Source organism: Caulobacter sp. X (assembly GCF_002742635.1).
In the GTDB taxonomy this organism is placed as follows: Bacteria; Pseudomonadota; Alphaproteobacteria; order Caulobacterales; family Caulobacteraceae; genus Caulobacter.
In genome coordinates this window covers 320,898-341,374 of sequence record NZ_PEGF01000002.1, presented here as the reverse complement: position 1 = coordinate 341,374, position 20,477 = coordinate 320,898, and the positions used below count along the sequence as shown (strand labels likewise).

The window sequence follows — 20,477 nt, the reverse complement described above, 5'->3', positions numbered from 1 at the left end:
TGAAACATTGCACACTCATGTTCGATTTGTGAACAAATTACTTCTCTGACATGTACAGATTCAACAGAATAATCGCGAAAGTCAAAATGACAGTCGCGCTCAATGAGCTTTTTCTAAATTCATATTTGAAAGTTGCTAGATTAACATTGGCGCACGGCGGGTCTGAGCGGGCCAGGACGGCTCGCCTTCACACCCCCGCTGTCCTTGGGCCTGAGAGATTCAGCGCCCCGCCTCCGACGGAGGGGCGCCTTGCTCCTTCGGCGAGGGCGCTAGCCCTGCTTTCCAGCGCTTAACGTCTCGCGCGGTCCTTCTGCTTGAGCGTTTCCGGGGCGGTTTCGCCTTCAGCGCCAGGCCAAGGCCTGATCTCTCCCGCGAGAGGCGTTCAGGGAATGCGCCCTGCCCCAGGCGGTCAATGATTGGAACCTTCGAGCGCGACCTTCGCCGATCAACGCCTGCCCACGTTGCACGAAACGCTGATTTCAGCGGCGCCGGCGCCTATCGCGGCTCCGCACGGACGCCGCGGACGCCGGGAGATCGCATCAATATCGTCAAACCGCGTCAGCCGTCCTCGCCCCCTATCGACACGGTTCGCGAAGGCGCTTTCCCCCCACCGTGTCTGTTCGCTAGCGGCGGCGCAGCGTGATGAGCGACCGTTGGGGCGCGCCCGCAGCCGCTCGTAGGTCCACTCCACAAAGACGGCGCCCCGGCACAAGGAAATGAGGCCGGGGCGTAGATTAAAGCGTGTTCTTTCGAGCTTAAGCCAAGTAGGCGGCGCGCAGCTTGGTGATCTTGGCGTCGCTCAGGCCAAAGCGCGCCTTGGTCAGCGCCACGGGCCCGCCGAACTTGGCGTCGATGGTCGCCAAGGCCCGGCGCATGACCTCGGGGTCCGAGCCCATGATCACCTGCAGCACCTCCGGCGGCAGCTTCGAGAGGGCCTGCATCTGCTGGGCCGTGACGCCGCCGCCGGTCGCCCCGCTCTGGGCCATCCGCGCGTAGTAGGACGGTGGTGTATAGACCTCGGTCAGGCCGTAGTCCTTGAGCACCGTCTCGCGCGGTACGCCCAGCACCGACAGGATCAGGGCCGAGGCCATGCCCGTTCGATCCTTGCCGGCGCTGCAGTTGAAGGCCAGCGGTCCCTCGTCGGCCACCAGCCGCGCGAACATGTCGGTGTAGTGAGGGGTCAGCATGTCCAGGAAGCCGACATAGGCTTCGGCGAAGCCTTGGAGGGCGTCCTCGCGGGTCTTCATCGTCATGAGCGCGGCCATCGAGGCGCTCATGTCGTAGTCGGTCGCCACGATCTTGGGCCCCGGCGCCTTCAGGAACGGGTTCGGCTCGCTGGTCCGCTCCTGGGGATTGCGCAGGTCGCAAATGGCCTGGATGCCCAACGCCTTGAGGTACTCCAGGTCGCCCATCGTCAGGTTGGCCATGACGCCCGAACGATAAATCTTGCCCCACCTGACCTGGCGGCCGTCGGCGGCGCGCCAGCCGCCGAGGTCGCGGAAGTTGCGACCGCCTTCCAGGGGCAGGAGACGCTCGGCCACGCGGGTTTGACGCCCGTCGGCGGCCTTCACCAGGAAGTACGGACGCGGCGAGACCGGGGCGTCGACGCTGGCCGAGGTCCCGGCCGCCGTCTTCAGGGGGCGCATGGCTCCCGCCCTAGCGGCGGGGTCGGCCGAGACCAGAACGGACACGGCCTGGGCGCCGGTCCAGTCCAGGCGGACCGATCCGGGCGCGGTGCGCTCGGCCTTGGCGTCCAGAGCGGTCGCGGCGCGGGCGGCGGGGGCCAGCGCCAGAGCGCCAGCCGCCGCGAGGAACAGACGACGATCCATGTGCTTAGGGTTCATTGCAGTTTCCTTCCCTAGAACTTCACATTGGCTTCGACGCCGAAGGTTCGCGGCTCGTTGTAGATCGCGTACGTGCCCAAGGCGGCGTTGGTGTTGCGCAGGAAGGCGTAGGACTCATTGGTCAGGTTGCGCGACCAGACCGACAGCTGCAGGGCCGGAGCGCCCTCGGCCAGTTTAATATCGGCCAAGGCCAGGCGCCCGTTCACCGTGAACGACTTGTCGCTCAGGGTCGGGTCCGTGGTGCTGGTCATCTGGGCGTCGGCGAAGTTGGCGTCCAGGTGAGCCTTGAACGTCGCGCCGAAGGCGGGGCGGACATAGTCCGCGGCCACGCTGCCGGCGTTCTTGGGGCTGTACAGCGGATAGATGGTCGACTGGGCGTTGGTGAACGGGTTGAACGCCTTGGACAGCTTGATGTCGGTATAGGCGTAGGCGCCCGACAAGGTCAGGCCCTCGACCGGGACCAGGGCGAAGTCTAGTTCGAAGCCCTTGGTCTTGCCCGTGGCGGCGTTGGTGGTTTCCAGCGTGCCGCGGTTGTTGCCGACGATGATGACGTTGAAGTCCACCTGGGCGTCCTTGATGTCGCCGGTGAAGGCCGCGACGTTCAGGCGGGCGCGGCGGTCCCAGAACTCGGCCTTAGCCCCGACCTCGAACATCTCGACCTTTTCCGGATCATAGGCTCGGTAGGTCAGCGAGCGTGAGTTGGCGCCGCCGGCCTTGTAGCCCGTGGCCCAGCGGCCATAGAAATTGATGTCGTTGGTCAGTTCGTAAGCCACGCTGACCATCGGGTCGAAGTGGCTCCAGGACTCGTCGAGCGGGACCTTGCCGATGACCGTGTTCTTGTTGCCGTCGACATAGCTGGGCAAAGCGCCGTTGACGACGTCCAGCGAGCCCCTCTTGGCGTCCTTGGTGTAGCGGCCGCCGGCGGTGACGTGCAGCTTGTCGTTCAGGATCGCCGGGGTCCAGGCGGCCTGGCCGAAGGCGCCGTAGCTGGTGGTCTTCACGTGGCTGGCGCGGTCCAGCGGCACGGTGCGGAAGTCGATCGACAGCTGGGTATAGGCCGTGCCCGTCGCGTTCCACTGCAGCGAGTTGGGCGTCTGGGCGTTGTCGCTGACCTTTTCGCGGAAATAGAAGACGCCGCCGACGTATTCGATGCGGTCGGTCTTGCCGACCAGCTGGAGCTCCTGGCTCACCTGATCTTGCCAGACGCGGGCGACGCTGTAGCGGGCGAAGCCGCCGTTTGGCGCGAAGACCGACAGGGCCACCGCGCCGTTGTCGAACTGGGTCTGGGTCAGCTTGCGGTACGAGCTGATCGACTTCAGGTCCAGGTTGTCAGCCAGCTTCCAGGTCAGGTTCAGGCGATGGCCCCAGGTATCGCCCTCGCTCATCTGCAGCGGCACGCCGATATTGGCGCTCTTGGCGCGGTCGGGTTGGGCCGGGCTGAGCGGCGCGAGGGCCAGCGCTCCCTTCTTCTCCAACTGCACGTAGTAGGGGGTCGAGCCATCATACGAGACGTCGAAGGCGTAGTCGGCGCTGAACGTGTCGGACGGCCGCCAGGCGGCTTCCAGGTTCAGCCCGCGCTTGTCGTAGCTGTTGAAATCCGGCTGCCCCGAGGTGGTGGGGTTGGTGGTCGTGCCGCCGCGCTTGCTGAGCAGGGCGTCGAGCTTGACGCTGACCCCGCGGACCTCGGGCAGGTCGATGTGAGTCTCGGCCTTGTAGGCGTTGTAGTTTCCATAGCCGAGCGTAGTGTTCATGCCGAACACGCCCGTCGGGGCCTTGGTGACGATGCTGACCGCGCCGCCCTCGGTATTGCGGCCGAACAGCGTGCCTTGCGGCCCTTTGAGCACCTCGATGCGCTCGACGTCGTACAGCGCCGAGCCCAGGCCCTGAGCGCGGCCCAGATAGACGCCATTGACATAGACGCCGACGGCCTGGTCACGGGCGGGCTGGTTCGCGTCGCCCAGCGCGCCGATGCCGCGCATGCCGATCGTCAGGGCCGACTTGCGGGCGAAGAACGGCGCGACCCGCAGCGAGGGGATCGAGCCGTCGCCCAGGTCCTCGACCGACTGGACGTGACGCGCCTTCAGGGCCTCGCTGTCCATGGCCGAGATGGCGATCGGGGTGTCCTGCAGGTTGGTCTTGCGCTTCTGGGCCGTGACCACGACCTCCTCGAGGCTGATCTGGCCCTCGCCCGAAGCCGGACCGGCCGCATCGACCGCCGCCGTCGGGGTATCGGCCGCGTTCGCCGCGCCGCCCAAGGCCAAAACCGCAGCCCCCGCCAGCAGGCCAGCGCGCAGCGCCGACGTCTCAAAACACCGTTTCATGTGAATCCCCTTTGTTCCCCGACCGACCGCCAGGCTCGGGGCGCATCTAGGCGTGGAGCGTGAACCTAGTACGAATGTTATGTTTCAGTTCCACGAAGGTCGCCGTTCGGCGAGGCGTGGACTTGCGCGGCTCATCCGGGCAGGGAATATGACCCATGGTCGCCCGCCCGCCCCCTGCCGCAACCTCCGCGCCACCAACCTCGGCAAAAGCCCCGCTAGCCAAGGACAATACGCGCCAAAGGCTGATCGCGGCCGGCGCGAGCCTGATCGCGAGCGGCGGAATCGCCGCCGCCTCGGCCCGCGCGATCGCCGCCAAGGCGGCGACCGCGGCCAGCGCCATCAATTACAACTTCGGCAATTTAGAACGATTGTTACTGACAGTCTTCGAGCAAGGCGTCGAAGAGACCCGCGCCTGGCAGCAGGACCGCGCGCGCGAGATCGCCGCCCTGCCCCGCTCGCCCGACGGCGCGGCTCTGGCCCTGCTGCACGTCATCCAGGCCTGGGCCGGCGGCGGGCGTCGTTTGGCGCTGACCTACCAGGAGGCCGCGGCGGCCGCGCCAGGCGAAGGCCCGGCGGCGGCCTGGACGCGGCTGTGGCGCGACTTCTGGCTGCAGACGGCAGCGGGGTTTGGCCTGCCCGCCATCGATGGCCGCATGCTGCACGCGTTCTTCGAGTACGAGGCGCTGTACAGTCTTTCGGCCTGGTCGCCCGCCCTGGAGACCGCCGCGCTGATCGAAATGGTCGAGCACTTCGCAGCCACTTGGCTGGGCGCGCCGGACCGCGCCGCGCGGGGGGCAACGCCGCTGGCTGAACGCACGGCCGGGACCCGCCCCTACGGCTCGGTGCCGCCGGCCGCCATGCGCATCGCCAAGGCCGCCGCCGAGGTCGTCGAAGACACAGGCCTCGTCGGCCTGACCCACCGCGCCGTCGCCGCGCGCGCCGGCGTCACGACAGGCTCGGTGACCCACCACTTCCGCTCCGTCGAGGATCTCGTGGCCGGCGCCATCCGCGGCCAGGTCCAGGCCATGACAGACGAGGCGGCCGCCCAAGCCGACGCGCCGCCGTCGATAGAGGCCATACTGGCCCCCGACGCCTGGATCGCGGCGCTTCGACCGCACGTGACCTCGGAACTGCCATCCCCTCCCGTCATCCGCCGCCGACGCCTCTTCCTGGCGTCGATCCGGCGACAGGAATTGGCCGCCGCCGGCGCCGTCATCCGATTTTCTTATGGCGGCACCCTGCGCGACAGCATGGGCCGGGTGTTCGCGCTCTCGGCCGACGACCTGCCGCTGCACGCCAGCGTGTTGGCCCGCCTGTTGTCGGCGATCTGGTTTGCCTGCGCCGGTGACGAGGATCCCGCCGCCGGCCGCGCGGCCTTGTTCGAGCGTATCGCGGCGGGCGTGCTAGGACGCCTATCGCCGCGCCACGCTCAAGGCTTGGCCATCAGCTAGATGGGTTACGGATCTTCGTCCGCTTAAAAACGAGCGGTGCGGATGCGCCGTGAGGCGGTGTCGACGCGACTCCAGAAACGCGGCCTTCGCTTCTAGCGGCGACCTGGAAGCTGCGGGTCGATCCTATGGGGCGCATCAGCCGCACTCAGCCGCAGTTCTGGATGTCGCGGACGCGCATGACCAGGCGGAAGCGGAACCTGGCCGCCCGGAGGGTCTCGCCCAGCGCCCCCGGAGGCGCTTGAACGGTATCGGCTTCACTCGCCCCTCGCCCCCACAAGCGGCAGACGCCCCGGAACCCAAAAGCCGGAATGTGGATCTCCCCACCGTCAACAAGGCGTCATACTTCAATCGTATAGAACATCAGGTCTCATTTGTATTTCTGATATTCCGTTCGTAAGGGGGCTTCACGAACGGCGCATCGCGGACGGGACCCAGCCTCGCACATCTCTCCCTGAACGGCCTCCTTACCGGGCCTTCAGGTCGTTACCCCGTAGGCGCTCGCCGGCGGGAGGGGACGGCGCGCGCCTGGGCGAGCGTCGGGACACATCAAACGGAGTTACTCATGTTCAGCCCGCCATCGCGCTTCAAGCTCGCGGCCCTGACCGGAGCAAGCCTATTCGCGCTCGCCTTCGTTTCAGCCGCTCACGCTCAGTCGGCGAATAATCAGAACCAGGCCAAGCCAGCGACCGACGACGCCGTCAGCGAAGTCGTTATCACCGGTCAGCGTCTGTCGACCGCAAACTCGATCGAGGAACAGAAAAAGGCCACCGGCGTCGTCAACGTCATTTCCGCCGACGATCTGGGCAAGCTGCCCGACGCGAACGTGGCCGACGCCCTGGCCCGTATTCCCGGCGTCAATGTCGTCGTCAACCAGGAGACCGGCGAAGGCGAATACGTCTCCATCCGCGGCCTAGCCAGCACCTATAACGCCTATTCGATCAACGGCGTCCGCGTGGCGCTGACGGACTCCGGCTCGCGCAAGATGTCGATGACGGTCCTGCCGCCCAACGGCCTGAAGGCGATCTCGGTCAACAAGACCCTGACGCCGGATCTCGACGGCGACGCGATCGGCGGTTCGGTCAACTTCGTCACCCCGACCGCCTTCGACTTCCGCAAGCCCACCCTGCGCGTCTTCGCCTCGTACGGCCTCAATGACCGCGCCCAGAAGCAGGACGAGCCGGCTGGCAGCGGCCAGATTCAGATCGACGCGGCGCGCAAGTTCGGCGACGGTCGCTTTGGCCTGTTCGGCTCGGTCTATTACGGCAAGAGCCACTACACCAACGAAGAGTCCGAGAACGACGGTGAGTGGGAGCCCTACCGCTGGCGGAAGGACTCGATCGAGCCGATCGACAGCCGCTCGATGTATCTGCCGGGCATCGACCTGGATTTCCGTCGCGGCGAACAGGAGCGTTTTGGCGGCAACTTCTCGGTCGACTATCAGACCGATCAGCACAACTTCTATGTGCGCGGTCAGTACGCCAAGCTGAACCGCACCGGCACCAACGACTACACCGACTTCCGCAGCCGTCCGACCAAGCGCCTGACGCAGGTCAATCCGGAAGACACCACTCTACGCCAGCCGGAGCAGATGATCACCGGCCGCGATCCGGTGAAGGGCAATATCTATGGCTACACCGTCGGCCAGATCGTCGACACGGACAAGGATGGCCTGATCACCGACGCCGACCGCAAGTCGGGCAACTCCTACTGGTCGCTGTTCGGCCGTTCGGGCGTTTGGAACCCCCAAGCGTTCCAGTTCGCCCGCACCCACGAGTCCCAGGACCAGGAGTCGTCGCTCTACACGATCAACGCCGGCGGCCAGAGCCGCTTCGATCGGCTGACTCTGGACTACGACCTGAGCTACTCCTACGGCGAGAAGGGAACGCCGCTGTACTACGGCATTGGCTACAACTGCGATAAGTGCTCGACCGATCCGATGTTCACCTCGACCGGCATCCTGTGGTCGTCGGCCGATCCGCGCTTCCCCATGGCGCAGCTTCCGGCCTACGCGGCCAATGTCGATCATCGCGACGACCTGCTGCCGTTCGACGGCGCGTCGATGAACAAGGACAAGCAGTCGGACGCCCGCACCGCGCTGAAGTTCGACGCGCGTTATGAGGTCAGCGGCCTGTTCGACTACGTCAAGGGCGGCTTCAAGTATCTGAAGTCGGAGCGCGAGTACGACGCCACCCCGATCTGGGAAGGCGACCTTTCGGGCACGCCGCTGGCCGGCAAGTCGCTGGCGGCCTCCGGCCTGGTCGAGCGTCAGGTCGATGGCTTCTTCAAGGACCGCTACTATTACGGCTCGATCCTGAGCCGTGATCGGGTGATCGCCGCGGTCAACGCCGCCCGCGCCGCCAACCCGGTGACCTACTCGACCGCGGACCTGAACAAGGACGACAAGAAAGGCTCGGAGACCATCTACGCCGGCTACGCCCTGGCCCACCTCCGGTCGGGGAGCCTCGAGGTCGTCGGGGGCGCCCGCGTCGAACACACCAAGGTGGAGACCACCACATGGATCAGCGACGCGACGACGTCGGGCTTCGGCAAGACGAACCGGGACTACACCAACGTCCTGCCCAGCATCACCGCCGTCTACCGCCAGGGTGAAACCCTGGTCTATCGCGGCGCGATCTGGACCAGCTTCTCGCGTCCGGAATATTCGAACATCTCGCGAGGCGAAAGCGTGACCCGCGATCCGGCGACCAAGGAGATCATCGCCATCAGCCGCGGCAATCCGGACCTCAAGCCCGGCGAGTCGGTCAATTTCGACGTGTCGGCCGAATGGTATCCGGATCGTTCCAGCGTGGTGTCGATCGGCGTCTTCCACAAGAAAATGAAGAACTTCATCTTCACCAACGGGCGGTCGGTCAACGCCGACACCAAGGAAGGCTCCATCACCATCACCCAACCGCAGAACGGCGAGAAGGCGACCCTTACCGGCGTGGAGCTGAACCTGATCAAGTCGTTCCAGGGGCTCTCGGCGCCGTTCGACGGCTTCGGCGTCGAAGCCAACATCACCTCCCAGACGTCCGAGGCTGAAACGGGCCTGGCCTATCGTCGCGGCCACCCGATCTCGTTCCTGCAGGCGCCGGACCTGATCTACAACACCGCGTTGACCTATCAGAAGTACGGCATCGAGGCCAAACTCAGCTATCAGTACCAAGGCGCCTATATCGAAGACACGCGCGACAACGCGGTCGACAAATGGGTGCAACCCAACAAGTCCCTTGACCTGCATACCCGCTACAACATTCGTCACGGCCTGACGGTGGATTTCGACGTGCAGAACATCCTGGACGGCCACCGTTACTACACGACCAAGGGCAAGAACCCGACCTATCAGAAGGACTATATGGAGCCGGGCCGCAATTTCATCCTGCGGGTCGCCTATTCTTACTAATCCGGCCCGATCTTCTTCATTGCCCTTCCGGCTCGCGCCGGAAGGGCTTTTCTTTGGCCGCGAGGCCGGTGACTGCCGCTCGCGGCGAGGTCTGTTTGAGTTTCCGGTCCCGATTTGTATGGTCCGGACCTGTCACCTATCGAAGAGAGAATCATGGCCGTTTCGCCCGAGGATGGCGTCGAGCGTAGCCGTCGCCGTGAGACCGGCAGCCTGTCGATCGGGGCCCTGAAGGCCTTCGTCACCGTCGTCGATCAAGGCTCCTTCTCGCGCGCGGCCGCGGTGCTGGGCGTTTCTCAGCCCAACATCTCCAATCAGATCAACGCGCTGGAGCAGATCTGCGGCGTTCGGCTGCTGAACCGGCGCACCCAGAACCAGAACCTGACCGACGCTGGGCGCGAGCTCTACACGCGGGCGCGGCTGGTCATCAGTCGCGTCGATGACTTCGAGATGACCGCCAACCTCTTCAGCGGGTTGAAGCGGGGACGCATGTCGATCGGCTTCTCAACGCCGCCGGCGACCATGCAACTGATCAGTCAGTTTCGGCGCACCTATCCCGATATCGAGATCTCCACCCGGCTGGGCAATACGCGCTCCCTGACGCAGGACGTGATGGAATGCCGCGCCGACGTGGCGATCATCTCGCTTCTGGAGCCCGATCCGGTTCTGGCCTGCCATCTGGTGTTCGAACAGTCCCTGAACCTGATGGTCCCGATCGACCACCCCTTCGCCCAGCGCGACCACATCGACGCCCGCGAGCTGGGCGGCCTGCCCCTGGTCCTGCGGGAGGAGGGTTCGGTAACGCGCGCCCTGACCGAAATCGCGCTGGGCCGAAGCGCCAACAGCGTGGAACGAGGCTTCATCGTCGAGAGCCGCGAAGCGGTCAAGGAAGCGACCGCCCACGGCATCGGGTTCGGCTGCATTCTGGACGGCGAGACAGGCCATGACGCTCGGCTCAAGGCCCTGCCCGTTCACGGTCTCCCGCGCACCGGCGGCGTCTACATCGTCACCCTGCGCGAAAACATGGAAATCCCAGCTGTCTCGGCCTTTATTCGCCTTGCTGGCCTAAGGAAGGATACAGTATAAAAATATTGAATGTCATCACATGATGGATTTGATATTTTTATGACAACGCCGCCCCTCGCTGAAGTCCTTCGCAACGAAATTCAGGACATCTATCTGGGCAACGCCCGGCGCCCCTACGGCCTGTACGGCATCAACCAACTTCAGCACGCCCTTCAGTCGGCCGCCCATGCCGAGGCGCAGGCGTTGTCGTCGCCCCTCGTGATCGCCTGCCTGCTGCATGACGTCGGGCACATGATCCACGATCTGGGCGAAGCCCCCGCCGAAGAGGGCGTCGACGATCTGCACGAAGCTCTAGGGGCGGACTGGGCGGCGGCGCGCTTCCCCAAGGCCGTCAGCGAACCCATCCGCCTGCATGTCGCCGCCAAGCGCTACCTCTGCAGCGTGGAGCCAGGCTATCAAGAGTCCCTTTCGAAGGACTCGCGCATCTCTCTCGCGCTGCAAGGCGGCGCGATGAGCAGCGCCGAACAGCTGGCCTTCTTGCAAAATCCCTTCGCCGATCAAGCCATCGCCCTGCGCCGGATCGATGAACTCGCCAAGGACAAGGACGCGGTCACTGACAGCCTCGAAAAATTCCTTGAGCGCCACCTCGTGACGGCGCTGAGCGCTTAAGCCGCCAAGCGTCACAAGATCATGATGATCTAGAATTATGATCCAAGCATCATAAACCAACATTATGAACATCGGAGCGGGCATGACCTCCAGGCGCCTGCGATCAGGGCCAGGATGGCTGGTCGTCGGCGCCTTGAGTTCAGTGACTGACTCGTAGCTGAGGGAGGTCGCCATGACCGCTGACCGCCGCCATGTCCTCAAGGCGCTGGGCGCCGTTGGCCTGAGCGCCGCCACGCTGGCGACGCTGGAAAAGGCCATGGCCACTCCAGCCAACAACCGCACCGGCACGATCATGGACGTCGAGCACGTGGTGATCCTGATGCAGGAGAACCGCGCCTTCGACCACTATTTCGGCAGCTTCCCCGGCGTGCGCGGTCTGGGCGACCCGCGCCCCTTGCGCCTGCGCAACGGACACACGGTCTGGCGCCAGCCAAGCGATCAGCACCCGGACGGCTATGTGCAACCTTACTGGGCGGATTCAAAGACCGCCAACGCCTATGTGGTCGACGGCGCCGATCAGGGACACACCGCCGCGACGATCATCGTCAATGGCGGGCGGTTCGATCAGTGGGGCGTTTCACGCCAGCTGCAGCACCGGATGACCTACTACAAGGCCACGGACCTACCCTTCTATCACGCCCTGGCCTCGACCTTCACGATCCTCGACGCCTATCACTGCTCGACCCTGACCCAGACCTATCCCAACCGCCTGCATCTGTGGACAGGCTGTAATGGCGGCGGTCACGTGGGCGGCGACCCGGTGATGAGCAACTACGGCGAGGACGAAACCCCGTCGGCCGACATGGCCACGGATAAGCCGATCAAGGCCTACGAGTGGACGACCTACGCCGAGCGTCTGGAGGCGGCGGGGATAAGCTGGAAGGTCTATCAGGAATACGACAATTTCGGCGACAACATCCTGTCGGTGTTCAAGCCCTTCCGCCCCTGCGACAAGACCTCCAACCTCTACCGGCGCGGGCGCTCGTGGGTGTCCGAGCATAAGGAGGGGCCGGACCGCACCCGGTCCGACGGCAAGCAGCTCGTCGAGGCGTTCCGCGCCGATATCGCCGCCGGACGGCTGCCGCAGGTGTCGTGGATCGTCACCGCCGCGGCGCTGTCCGAGCACCCGCAATGGACGCCGGCGGACGGCGAGAACTTAACCGCCAAGCTGATCGAAGCCCTGGTCGATCATCCAGACGTCTTCTCCAAGACCGTCTTCATCCTCAACTACGACGAAGCGGGCGGCCTGTTCGACCATATGCTGCCGCCGATGCCCGCCGCCGACGCGACGCGCGGCCATAGCGGCGTCAGCGTGGCCGGCGAGTTCAAAGACTACGACAAGCATCCCCACCCCGGCGTCCGAGGCCTTCAGCCCTTGGGCCTTGGCATCCGCGTTCCCGCCATCGTCGTCTCGCCCTGGAGCCGCGGCGGCTATGTCTGCTCTCAGGTGTTCGACCACACCTCGACCTTGAAGTTCCTGGAAAAGCGCTTCGGCGTGAAGGAGCCGAATATCTCCGACTGGCGACGGGCCGTGTCGGGCGATCTGACCTCATGCTTCGATTTCAAGACGCCGAACGCGGACACGCGGGGCCTCGATCTGCCGTCCACCGACGACTACACGCAACGCTTGGCCCACGCGGCGCAGCAGCCCGCCCTGAAAATCCCCGCCGTCCAGACCCCCGCCGAGCAGCCTCGCGCGCAAAGACTGGCGCGACCTCTGCCCTATCGTCTGGGGGCGGACCTGCGGCCGGACGGGGAAGATTTGCTGATCGATCTCGCCAACACCGGTGGTCACGCCGCGGTCTTCACCATCCACGACTATGCCCCCTACGGTCTGAGCCCGCCCTGGCACTACACGCTGGTCGCCGGCGAAAGCCACACGGCGGCGCATTGGAACCACAAGGACAAGGAAGCCTACGATCTGGTCGTTCACGGCCCCGACGGCTTCTATCGCCATTTCCGCGGCCGTCCGTCCAAAACGGGCTATGTCCGGGTCGCCCTGCGCGAAGACCCGGCCGCCGCAAAGGTCTTTCTGAACCTGCGCAATGACGGCTCGGCCGAGGCGGTGCTCAGCCTTGGCGTGGACCCACGTTATCCTGTCGCTTCGGGCGCCCCGCGTCAGCAGACGATCGCCTTGAAGCCCGGCGAACAGCGTGAAATCGGCCTCCATCTCGCCGCCAGCGACCTGTGGTACGATTTCACTCTGACCGACACGAAGGACGCCGACAGCTTGTGGCGCTATGCGGGGCGTGTCGAAACGGGCAGACCGGGCCGCACCGACCCAGGCATCGGAACGATGGTGTTGACGCTGTAAAGCGGAGAGACGCGCCCTGAGGGAGTGGAGGGCGCGCATGCCGCTCGCGGATAGCTAGAGATTAGATCAATCGACACCGCCTGAGGCCCATAACGCGCTCTAAGCCTTCTGCGCGCCCGCCCGCCCGTCCTCGACAACCCAGGTGTTGAGCGTGGCGATGGCGGCGCGCGGATCGCGGACGTCCGAGATGGCGCGGTAGCGGGTCGTCATCCGGTCCGGCGTGACGTCGATGGACATATAGCCGCGCCGCCGGCTCTCGAAGAACTTGATCTGCGGATTGTTGGGCATGGCCCCCATCAGGCCCTCGTAGCTGGGCCCGGTCGAGGTGATCGAGGTGCCGACGAACTCGGTGGCGATCGTGGCCGAGGCGGGATCGTCGGCGTTCAGCTTGACGTCGTTGGTCCAGAACGAATGGTAATCGCCGCTCAGCACCACGGGATTGCGCGGCTTCAGCGTGGCGATGGCCTGGGCCAGACGGTCACGGGCGGCGGGGAAGCCGTCCCAGGTGTCGGTCCAGTACTTGGTGTCGGGCCCGCCGTCGCCGAAGCGCAGGCCCGCCATCACCAGGTCCTGGCCCAGCACCGTCCAGCGCGCCCGGGTGTTGGCCAGACCATCGTAGAGCCAGCGCTCCTGGTCGAAGCCCAGGAAGGTGCGGGCCGGATCGCGGCGGTCGGGACAGGCCGCGTCGGTGACGATCTGGCCCTTGCCGCCGTTGGGGCCCTCGGCGCAGGGCTGGCGCGAGCGGTGCTGGCGGCCGTCCAGCATGAAGAACTCGGCCAGCTTGCCGTAGCGAACCCGACGATGGATGGGCATGCGCAGCTGGGCGTCCAGTCGCGCGCGGCGGATGGGCATGGCCTCGTAGAAGGCCTGATAGCCCGCCGCGCGGCGGCGCAGGAAGGTCTCCGGCGAGACGCCCGGGGTCTTGGACCAGATCCCCGAATAGTCGTCCTGGATCTCGTGATCGTCCCAGATCGCCAGGCAAGGCGCGACCTGATGCAGGCGCTGCAGGTCGGCGTCGGTGCGGTGCAGGGCGTAGCGATTGCGATAGCCCGCCAGGGTCGTGGCTTCTTCCAAGCCGTACGGACGAACGACCTGATCCTTGCGGTCTGCCCCCAGCGAATATTCGTAGATGTAGTCGCCCAAAAACAGCGTCAGGTCCGGGGTCTCGTCGGCCATGTGGCCATAGGCGCTGAAATAGCCGCGCTCCCAATGCGAGCACGAGGCCACGGCCAGGCGCAGCCGGTCGAGGTCGGCGTTCGCCGCCGGGGCCGTGCGGGTGCGGCCGACCGGGCTTTGCTGGCCAAGGGCCGTGAAGCGGTACCAGTACGGCCGGTCCGGGCGCAGGCCAGCGACCTCGACATGGACGCTGTGGGCGGCGGCGGGTTCGGCCGTGGCGTCGCCGGCCATGACCACACGGCGGAAGGCCTCGTCGGCCGCAACTTCCCAGCGCACGGGCACGGCGTCGCCCATGCCGCCCAGGCCGTCGGGAGCCACGGGATTGGTCGCCAGACGGGTCCACAGCACCATGCCGTCGGGCGCCGGATCGCCGCTGGCCACGCCCAGGGGAAAGACATAGGCGCCACCCGCCTGGGCCTGGCCGAACCGCAGTACGGCCGGGGCGACGACCAGACCAGACAGCAGCGCGCGGCGATGCAGGGTGGGCGAGGACATGACGGCTCCTAAAGCTGGGTCCAGGCGCTGACGCCCTGGTCTTCGGCAACGGCGCGCACACGGCGTTGCACGGAGGTCGGCGAGCCGGCGACGCGCGGATCGGCGACGCTGACGAAGCTGGCCTCGATCGCGTCTCGCGTGACGTGCATGGCGACGAAGCCGATCGCCAGGGGATCGCACCAGCTGACGTCGCGATTGCGCTCGGCCAGCCGCGCGCCGAACGGCGTATCCTTCATGGCCAGGACCACGCCCAGCGATGGCCCGGTCAACGTGCTGGTCGACAGCTCGACCGCCACGCGGCCCTTGTCGTCGTGCAGCTCGTTGACGAAGGCCATGTGGCTGTCGCCCGACAGCACCACGGCCCGCGCGCCGCTGGCCCGGATGGCGTCATAGATCCGCTGACGCTCGGCGGCGTAGCCGGACCAGGCGTCGAGGTTCAGCAGCGGCAGGTCGAGCTTGGTCAGCGCGAACAGGCCCTTCAACGGCCCCGAAGCCGGGGTCCAGGCGGTCATGTCAGGATAGGCGTAGTCGGCCATCACCGTGGCGCTGCCCAGCAGCACCCAGGGCCTTCCGGCGGCGACCGAGCCGCGCATCTCGGCCCCGATCCAGTCGACCTGCTGCTGGCCCAGCATGCGGCGGTTCGGATCGGCGATCTTGCGGCGGAAGCCCGCGATGTCGGGGGTCCCGTCGGCCAAGCGGTCCAGGTCCTTGGGCAGGGTGAGTTGCGCCTCACGCGCCTTCAGGCGGGTCTCGGGGACAATCAGGGTCGCCAGATCGCCGAACGCCACCGACCGCTGGATGGCGTAGGGAGCGGTCGGATCGGGATCGCGGATCGGCATCCACTCGTAGTAGGCCCGCACGGCCGCCGCCTTGCGCGCCTCCCAGTCGCCGTCCTTGGCCGCATCGTGATGCTGGGCCCCGTGCATCCAGTCGTCGTTAGCGATCTCGTGGTCGTCCCAGGTGCAGACCCACGGCGCGCGCTGATGGGCGGCCTGCAGGTCGGCGTCGGTGCGGGCCTGGGCGTAGCGACGGCGATAGTCGTCGAGGGTGACGGTGTCGCGGGGCGGATCGGCCTGGCGCAGGGTGTCCAGGCCCGGATAGGTCGAGGCGCCGTATTCGTAGATGTAATCGCCGACGAACAGCACCGCGTCGAGCTTCGGTCTCTCGGCGATGGCGCGGTAGGCCTGGAAATAACCCATCGTGTACATGGCGCAGCAGGCGAGCACGAGGTCGAGCTGCTCCAGCCGCCCGACGGGGAGGGTCCGGGTGCGGCCGATCGGCGAGCGCTGGCCGCCAGCTTCGAACTGATACCAGTAGTCGGTCCCCGGCTTCAGCCCCTCGGCCATCGCCTTGACCGTGAAGTCGCGCTCGGCGAGGGCCATAAAGCGCCCCTCCCCGACCACCTGGCGCATGGCCGGGTCCGTGGCGATCCGCCAACGACCGTCGATCTCGCCCAGGCCCGTGACCCGCGTCCACAGCAGCATGCGGTCCGAGGCCGGCTCGCCGCTGGCCACGCCGTGGCGGAAGGCGGGCGCGACGGACGGATCCGCCTGGACGCCGGAGGCCAGTGTCGCCGCGCCCAGGGCCAGGCCCGAACCCACGACCCGTCTGCGGTCGACCGTCATGACAAGCTCCTATCCACAACGAGGAGACCTCGCCGCGACGCGCAAAGCGCCGCGACGAGGCCGATGGCCGAAGGGGAAACGGCCGTCTATCAGTAGCGCCAGGTCAGGCGCACGCCATAGGTCCGCGGCTCGTGCGGCGACGCCGTCGCGGCCGAGATGAACGCGTTGCGGGTCTCTTCGAAGTAGTCGTTGGTCGCGTTGTTCATCCAGACGCCGACCGAGTACTTGCCGCTGGCCGGACGCGCCGTGAGGCTGGCGTTGAACAGCCAGTAGTCGCCGATCACCGAGTTCGACGAGGTGCTGAACATGTCGCTGCGGTAGTTGTAATTGGTCTCCGCCTCGACCTGCCAGGCGCCAACGTCCATCACATAGCTGATCGCGCCCTTGTAGTCGGTGCGCGGGAACGGCAGGCGCTCGCCCGAACGGTCGCTGTAGACGATGGTGTTGTACTGGCCGGTCACCGGATCCTTGGCCGCCTCGGTCGCGGTGGCGTTGACGAAGAAGAACTCGTCGTAGCGGCCGAACTTATAGCCCAGCGACTGGCTGATGGTCAGGCGCGAGGTCGGCTTCCAGGTGATCTCCAGCTCGCCGCCCTGGATGTGCGACTTCGGGATGTTGATGATCCGCCCCACCCGGCCGGTCTGGGTGTAGAGCACGCCCTGCAGCTGCTGGTCGCGATAGTCGTAGTAGAAGCCGGCGAGGTTGACGCGCAGACGGCGGTCGAAGAACTCCGAGCGCAGGCCGGTCTCATAGGCGATCAGCTTCTCGGGATCGAACGGATCAAGCTGCGAGGGCAGGCCGCTGTTATAGGTGGTGAAGCCGCCCGACTTCACGCCGCGCGCCACGCTGGCGTAGGCCAGGACGGTGTCGCTGAAGCGGTACTCGCCGCCGACCTTGCCCGACCACTCGCCCATGTGGCGGTCCTTGCTGGTGGAGGCCAGAAGGCGATAGGTCGGGGCCAGGATCTCGGTCTTGAAGCCCTTCAGCTCGCGGGTCTCGTCTTCCCAACGCAGGCCGCCCGACAGGGTCAGCCGGCTGGTCAGGTCATAGTCGAGGTTGAAGAAGACGCCCGTGGTCTCGACGTCCTGCTTGTAGGTGGTCGAGTACCAGCTCTTTAGGGTCGAGGCTTCCGAGAAGTCCGAATAGAAGCCGCCGTCCACGGTCTCCGTGGAGTGGTAGAGGCCAGCCAGCCAGCGGAACTTCTGATCGGCGCGCGAGGTCAGGCGCACTTCCTGCGACAGGGTGTCGATGTCGTTGAAGAAGAAGGTGCCGGCCTCGTTCGAGGCCGTGGCGTCCCAGTCATTGAACTCGCGACGCTTGAAGGTCTCGTAGCCTGCGACCGCCGTCAGGGCGGCCCAGCCGAAATCGTGGCGCAGGCGGATATTGGCGCCGACGCCCTCGTTGTCGCGGAACGGCTTGGCGTTGGTCGAGGCGCCGATCAGCTTGGCGAAGTAGGGCGTGATGCCCCAGCCGGTGATCCGCGGATCGGTGTCGATCGGATAGAGCGGGCCCAGCGGGGCGTAGTTGTGCGACTGGAACGGGCGGGTGACCAGGCGCAGGCCCAGGCCGTCGGACTTGTCGCGGTTGTAGCGTAGCGAGCCGTCGACCTCGGTGACGTCGCTCGGCTTCCAGTCCAGCTTCAGGCGGGCGGCGAAGCGGTCCTTGTCGCCCAGCTTCTCGTGCGTGTCGCGGTGATACTGCCAGGCGCCGCCCTGGTCGGTGGTCATGGCCAGGCGGGCCGAGACGGTGTCGCTCAGCGGGCCCGAGACGAAGCCGTCCGCGTGGGCGGCGTTGAAGCGGCCGTACGAGGCGGTCACGCCCGCGTCGAAGGTCTGGGTCGGGGCGTTGGTGATGACGCTGACCGCGCCGCCGGTGGTGTTGCGCCCGTAGAGGATGCCTTGCGGGCCACGCAGCACCTCGATGCGGGCCACGTCGAACAACGCGCCCTGGGTCATCGAGCCGTAGGGATAGGCGATCTCGTCGATATAGACGCCCACGGTGCCGGTGTTGTTGGCGGCGTAGTCGGTGAGGCCGACGCCGCGGATGCGGAATTGCGGCTGGCCGCCGCCCAACTGGCTGGTGACCTCCAGGTTCGGGACGCTGTTCTCCAGGTCGTTGACCGTCTGGATGTTTCGGCGATCCAGCTCCGAGCCGCTGACCACCGTCAGGGCGGCGGCGACCTTCTGCTCGGACTCGGCGCGCCGACGGGCCGTCACGGTAACCTCGTCCAGCCGGGTGGCCCCGACTTCATCGGCGGACGGAGCGACGGTATCGGCCGCCATGGCGGGGCCGGCGAAGATCGCGGCGCTCCCCATCAGCAGAGCCACGAACTGGACTTTCGACAGTACACGCATGACGCCCCCTCTTCCCGGCGACAGGCGGCCGGAAAAACCAGTTGTTCGACACCGAGGGGATATAGAAGCGGCGCGTGTCGCTTTGATGAAGCCGAGACAAAGTAGCATAATCGCTGGCGACCAGCACAGGGCGAGCGCGAGTGAGCGACTAAAATAATATCGTTCGTTCGAATTACTGCCCGGCCATCGGCACGAGGGCCAAGGCGGCCTCGCCCAGCCGCGCCTGGACCCCGTCCGCTTCGGCTTCTGGGAAAGCCGCGCTCAGCAGGGCCGAGCCCTTGATCCAGATCGCAAAGCGCATGGCGCTGAGCCGCGTCATGTCGAAAACCGGCGGCCAGACCGCCTCGCGCCGCGCATAGGTGCCCCCGCCTTCGGGGCCGCGAAGCAGCATGGCCATATTCTCGAAGGCGGCGTCGCGCCGCGCGATCAGGCAGATCTGAGCGATCAGCCGAGCATACTTCACGTAGAAGCCGGCCCGCCCTGGATCCTTGAGCGATCCCGGCCGAAGCGTCGGGACCAATAGGGCCTGCAGGCCCTCAAGGTCGGCTGGCCGCTCCCGGTCGCGGGGGTTGCGGGTGTCCAGATAGTCGGGAATCTCGCGAAACACGCTGTGCCAGATCGCCTCGGCGAGGAACGAGCGCATGTCGGCGAAATGGTACAGAATGGTCGAGGTCGAGACGCCGGCGCTTTGCGTCACCGCGCGGTTGGTGACCGCGCCAATGCCTCGCTCCAGGATCAGGTCGGCGGCGATGTCCAGAAGACGCATCTTCACCGATCCGGGCGCGTGGCGTCTGCTGGGCGGCTCGGGGAGCACCAAGGCCTCGGTGAACCATTGGGCGACCTTGGCCTCGCCGCCGGACGGCTCGTCGAACGCCATGGCCACCAGCCCCTCTAGGCTTTCGCGCAACAGCAGTTCATAGTCGAGCCTCTGGGCCAAGGCCGCGGCGTAGAGCTCCTCCATCAGCAGATAGGGCAGATAGACAGCGCCGAGCCGCGCCAGCCGCGCGTCACGGGCCAGCAGCCCGCCTAGCTTTTCTCGCCGCATCTCAAGCCAGCGCGCCATCGGCTCTCGCGCCGCATGGGCGGCTTCAGGATCGATCAGAACCTCTTCCCAGATCCGCGCGAAACGCGCCGAGGGCTCCGCGCGCGCCAAGACGTAGCGCGCCGTGATGTCGACCATTCGCCGCTGATCCAGGGGCAGGCCATCGACCTGGGCCAGGAAGGCGTCGTGAAACGCTAGATCCTCCGCCATCGCCGCCTCGACCATGGCGGCTAGCACCCCGGCCTTTGTCTGGAAGAGATTGAAGATGACGGTCGTGCTCTTGCCGATCGCCGCGGCAAGGTCGCGCACCGAGAGCGACGCCAAACCCTGCCTGGCGACAATGTCCATGGCGGCGATCACCGCGCGCGCCCGCGCGTCGTCGCGGTCCGAAGCAGTGACGGCCATCGGGACTGATCGTGCGGGCATGGTCGATATCTAAGCCAGATTCCCGCGGCGGCGTAGGCCTGCGTCAAAGATCGAAGGAATCCTCGCAATGCGCTAGCGGACGCTCTCCATGTCCGAGAAGAGTCAGACGAAGATCCCGACGTCCATGACTAGGCCGCATAAGGCCTCGTTGCTCGCTCTTTGCGGCTTTCGCCACGAAGGCGGTGTTGGCGTGCAGGATATTCGCTGATGGATCGTAGCCGCACGGATCGATCCAGCTCGCGACCCAAGCAGCGCCCTTCCTGACGATCGCCGCCTTCCGCAGCGCCTTCGGCGCGCCCCCGGGCCTCCGTTATTTTTCCATCACATCAGCGGC

The 20,477-nt window shown here is 66.2% G+C and carries 12 protein-coding genes and 1 riboswitch; of the genes, 5 read left to right on the top strand and 7 right to left on the bottom strand.

What is annotated here, in order from left to right; genetic code table 11:
* Positions 1 to 292: 292 nt before the first annotated feature.
* A riboswitch (glycine riboswitch) is annotated at positions 293 to 382 on the bottom strand.
* Positions 383 to 755: 373 nt separating this feature from the next.
* From CSW60_RS13830 to CSW60_RS24045, 3 genes are read right to left on the bottom strand one after another with little or no spacing between them, the layout of a single operon-like run.
* Positions 756 to 1,844 carry a tyrosine-protein phosphatase gene (locus CSW60_RS13830; protein ID WP_143324186.1) on the bottom strand — a complete coding sequence of 363 codons (1,089 nt, stop codon included), beginning with the start codon at positions 1,842 to 1,844 and terminating at the stop codon, positions 756 to 758.
* Positions 1,845 to 1,858: 14 nt separating this feature from the next.
* Complete coding sequence (locus tag CSW60_RS13825; RefSeq protein WP_099537931.1) at positions 1,859 to 4,165, bottom strand: TonB-dependent receptor; 2,307 nt, start codon at positions 4,163 to 4,165, stop codon at positions 1,859 to 1,861.
* Between the two features lie 46 nt (positions 4,166 to 4,211).
* Positions 4,212 to 4,505 (bottom strand): hypothetical protein, encoded by a 294-nt coding sequence (locus CSW60_RS24045; protein ID WP_236634287.1) that lies wholly within the window; start codon positions 4,503 to 4,505, stop codon positions 4,212 to 4,214.
* Here CSW60_RS24045 and CSW60_RS13820 point away from each other — a divergent pair.
* From CSW60_RS13820 to CSW60_RS13800, 5 genes are all read left to right on the top strand, one after another.
* Positions 4,408 to 5,616: a TetR/AcrR family transcriptional regulator gene (locus CSW60_RS13820; RefSeq protein WP_369801041.1), complete on the top strand. Its 1,209-nt coding sequence runs from the start codon at positions 4,408 to 4,410 to the stop codon at positions 5,614 to 5,616. The genes CSW60_RS24045 and CSW60_RS13820 overlap by 98 nt on opposite strands.
* A gap of 562 nt (positions 5,617 to 6,178) precedes the next feature.
* Positions 6,179 to 9,019: a TonB-dependent receptor gene (locus tag CSW60_RS13815; RefSeq protein WP_099537929.1), complete on the top strand. Its 2,841-nt coding sequence runs from the start codon at positions 6,179 to 6,181 to the stop codon at positions 9,017 to 9,019.
* Between the two features lie 153 nt (positions 9,020 to 9,172).
* On the top strand, positions 9,173 to 10,102 hold the full coding sequence (locus CSW60_RS13810) for a LysR substrate-binding domain-containing protein (protein WP_099537928.1): 930 nt from the start codon (positions 9,173 to 9,175) through the stop codon (positions 10,100 to 10,102).
* A 9-nt stretch (positions 10,103 to 10,111) separates the two neighbouring features.
* The gene (locus CSW60_RS13805) at positions 10,112 to 10,711 is read left to right on the top strand and encodes an HD domain-containing protein (RefSeq protein ID WP_236634285.1); all 600 of its coding nucleotides are present in this window, start codon (positions 10,112 to 10,114) and stop codon (positions 10,709 to 10,711) included.
* Positions 10,712 to 10,883: 172 nt separating this feature from the next.
* The gene (locus CSW60_RS13800; protein WP_099537926.1) at positions 10,884 to 13,025 is read left to right on the top strand and encodes a phosphocholine-specific phospholipase C; all 2,142 of its coding nucleotides are present in this window, start codon (positions 10,884 to 10,886) and stop codon (positions 13,023 to 13,025) included.
* Between the two features lie 99 nt (positions 13,026 to 13,124).
* On the opposite strand, the gene CSW60_RS13795 is transcribed toward CSW60_RS13800, so the two are convergent.
* The 4 genes from CSW60_RS13795 to CSW60_RS13780 all read right to left on the bottom strand — a co-directional run bounded on the left by CSW60_RS13795 (position 13,125) and on the right by CSW60_RS13780 (position 20,122).
* On the bottom strand, positions 13,125 to 14,696 hold the full coding sequence (locus CSW60_RS13795) for an alkaline phosphatase (RefSeq protein WP_099537925.1): 1,572 nt from the start codon (positions 14,694 to 14,696) through the stop codon (positions 13,125 to 13,127).
* 8 nt (positions 14,697 to 14,704) lie between these two features.
* Entirely contained in the window at positions 14,705 to 16,321 is a 1,617-nt protein-coding gene (locus CSW60_RS13790) for an alkaline phosphatase (RefSeq protein WP_099537924.1), read from the bottom strand.
* 89 nt (positions 16,322 to 16,410) lie between these two features.
* Positions 16,411 to 18,675, bottom strand: a complete 2,265-nt coding sequence (locus CSW60_RS13785) for a TonB-dependent receptor (protein WP_099537923.1) — start codon at positions 18,673 to 18,675, stop codon at positions 16,411 to 16,413.
* Positions 18,676 to 18,847: 172 nt separating this feature from the next.
* Complete coding sequence (locus tag CSW60_RS13780; RefSeq protein ID WP_161495649.1) at positions 18,848 to 20,122, bottom strand: TetR family transcriptional regulator; 1,275 nt, start codon at positions 20,120 to 20,122, stop codon at positions 18,848 to 18,850.
* Between the last annotated feature and the right edge of the window lie 355 nt (positions 20,123 to 20,477).

Excerpts from the sequence above, each read along its gene's own strand:
- CSW60_RS13830 (WP_143324186.1), bottom strand. The coding sequence starts at position 1,844 with ATGAACCCTAAGCACATGGATCGTCGTCTGTTCCTCGCGGCGGCTGGC.
- CSW60_RS13825 (WP_099537931.1), bottom strand. The coding sequence starts at position 4,165 with ATGAAACGGTGTTTTGAGACGTCGGCGCTGCGCGCTGGCCTGCTGGCG.
- CSW60_RS24045 (WP_236634287.1), bottom strand. The coding sequence starts at position 4,505 with ATGGCGCTGGCCGCGGTCGCCGCCTTGGCGGCGATCGCGCGGGCCGAG.
- CSW60_RS13815 (WP_099537929.1), top strand. The coding sequence starts at position 6,179 with ATGTTCAGCCCGCCATCGCGCTTCAAGCTCGCGGCCCTGACCGGAGCA.
- CSW60_RS13810 (WP_099537928.1), top strand. The coding sequence starts at position 9,173 with ATGGCCGTTTCGCCCGAGGATGGCGTCGAGCGTAGCCGTCGCCGTGAG.
- CSW60_RS13805 (WP_236634285.1), top strand. The coding sequence starts at position 10,112 with ATGTCATCACATGATGGATTTGATATTTTTATGACAACGCCGCCCCTC.
- CSW60_RS13800 (WP_099537926.1), top strand. The coding sequence starts at position 10,884 with ATGACCGCTGACCGCCGCCATGTCCTCAAGGCGCTGGGCGCCGTTGGC.
- CSW60_RS13795 (WP_099537925.1), bottom strand. The coding sequence starts at position 14,696 with ATGTCCTCGCCCACCCTGCATCGCCGCGCGCTGCTGTCTGGTCTGGTC.
- CSW60_RS13790 (WP_099537924.1), bottom strand. The coding sequence starts at position 16,321 with ATGACGGTCGACCGCAGACGGGTCGTGGGTTCGGGCCTGGCCCTGGGC.
- CSW60_RS13785 (WP_099537923.1), bottom strand. The coding sequence starts at position 18,675 with ATGCGTGTACTGTCGAAAGTCCAGTTCGTGGCTCTGCTGATGGGGAGC.
- CSW60_RS13780 (WP_161495649.1), bottom strand. The coding sequence starts at position 20,122 with ATGGCCGTCACTGCTTCGGACCGCGACGACGCGCGGGCGCGCGCGGTG.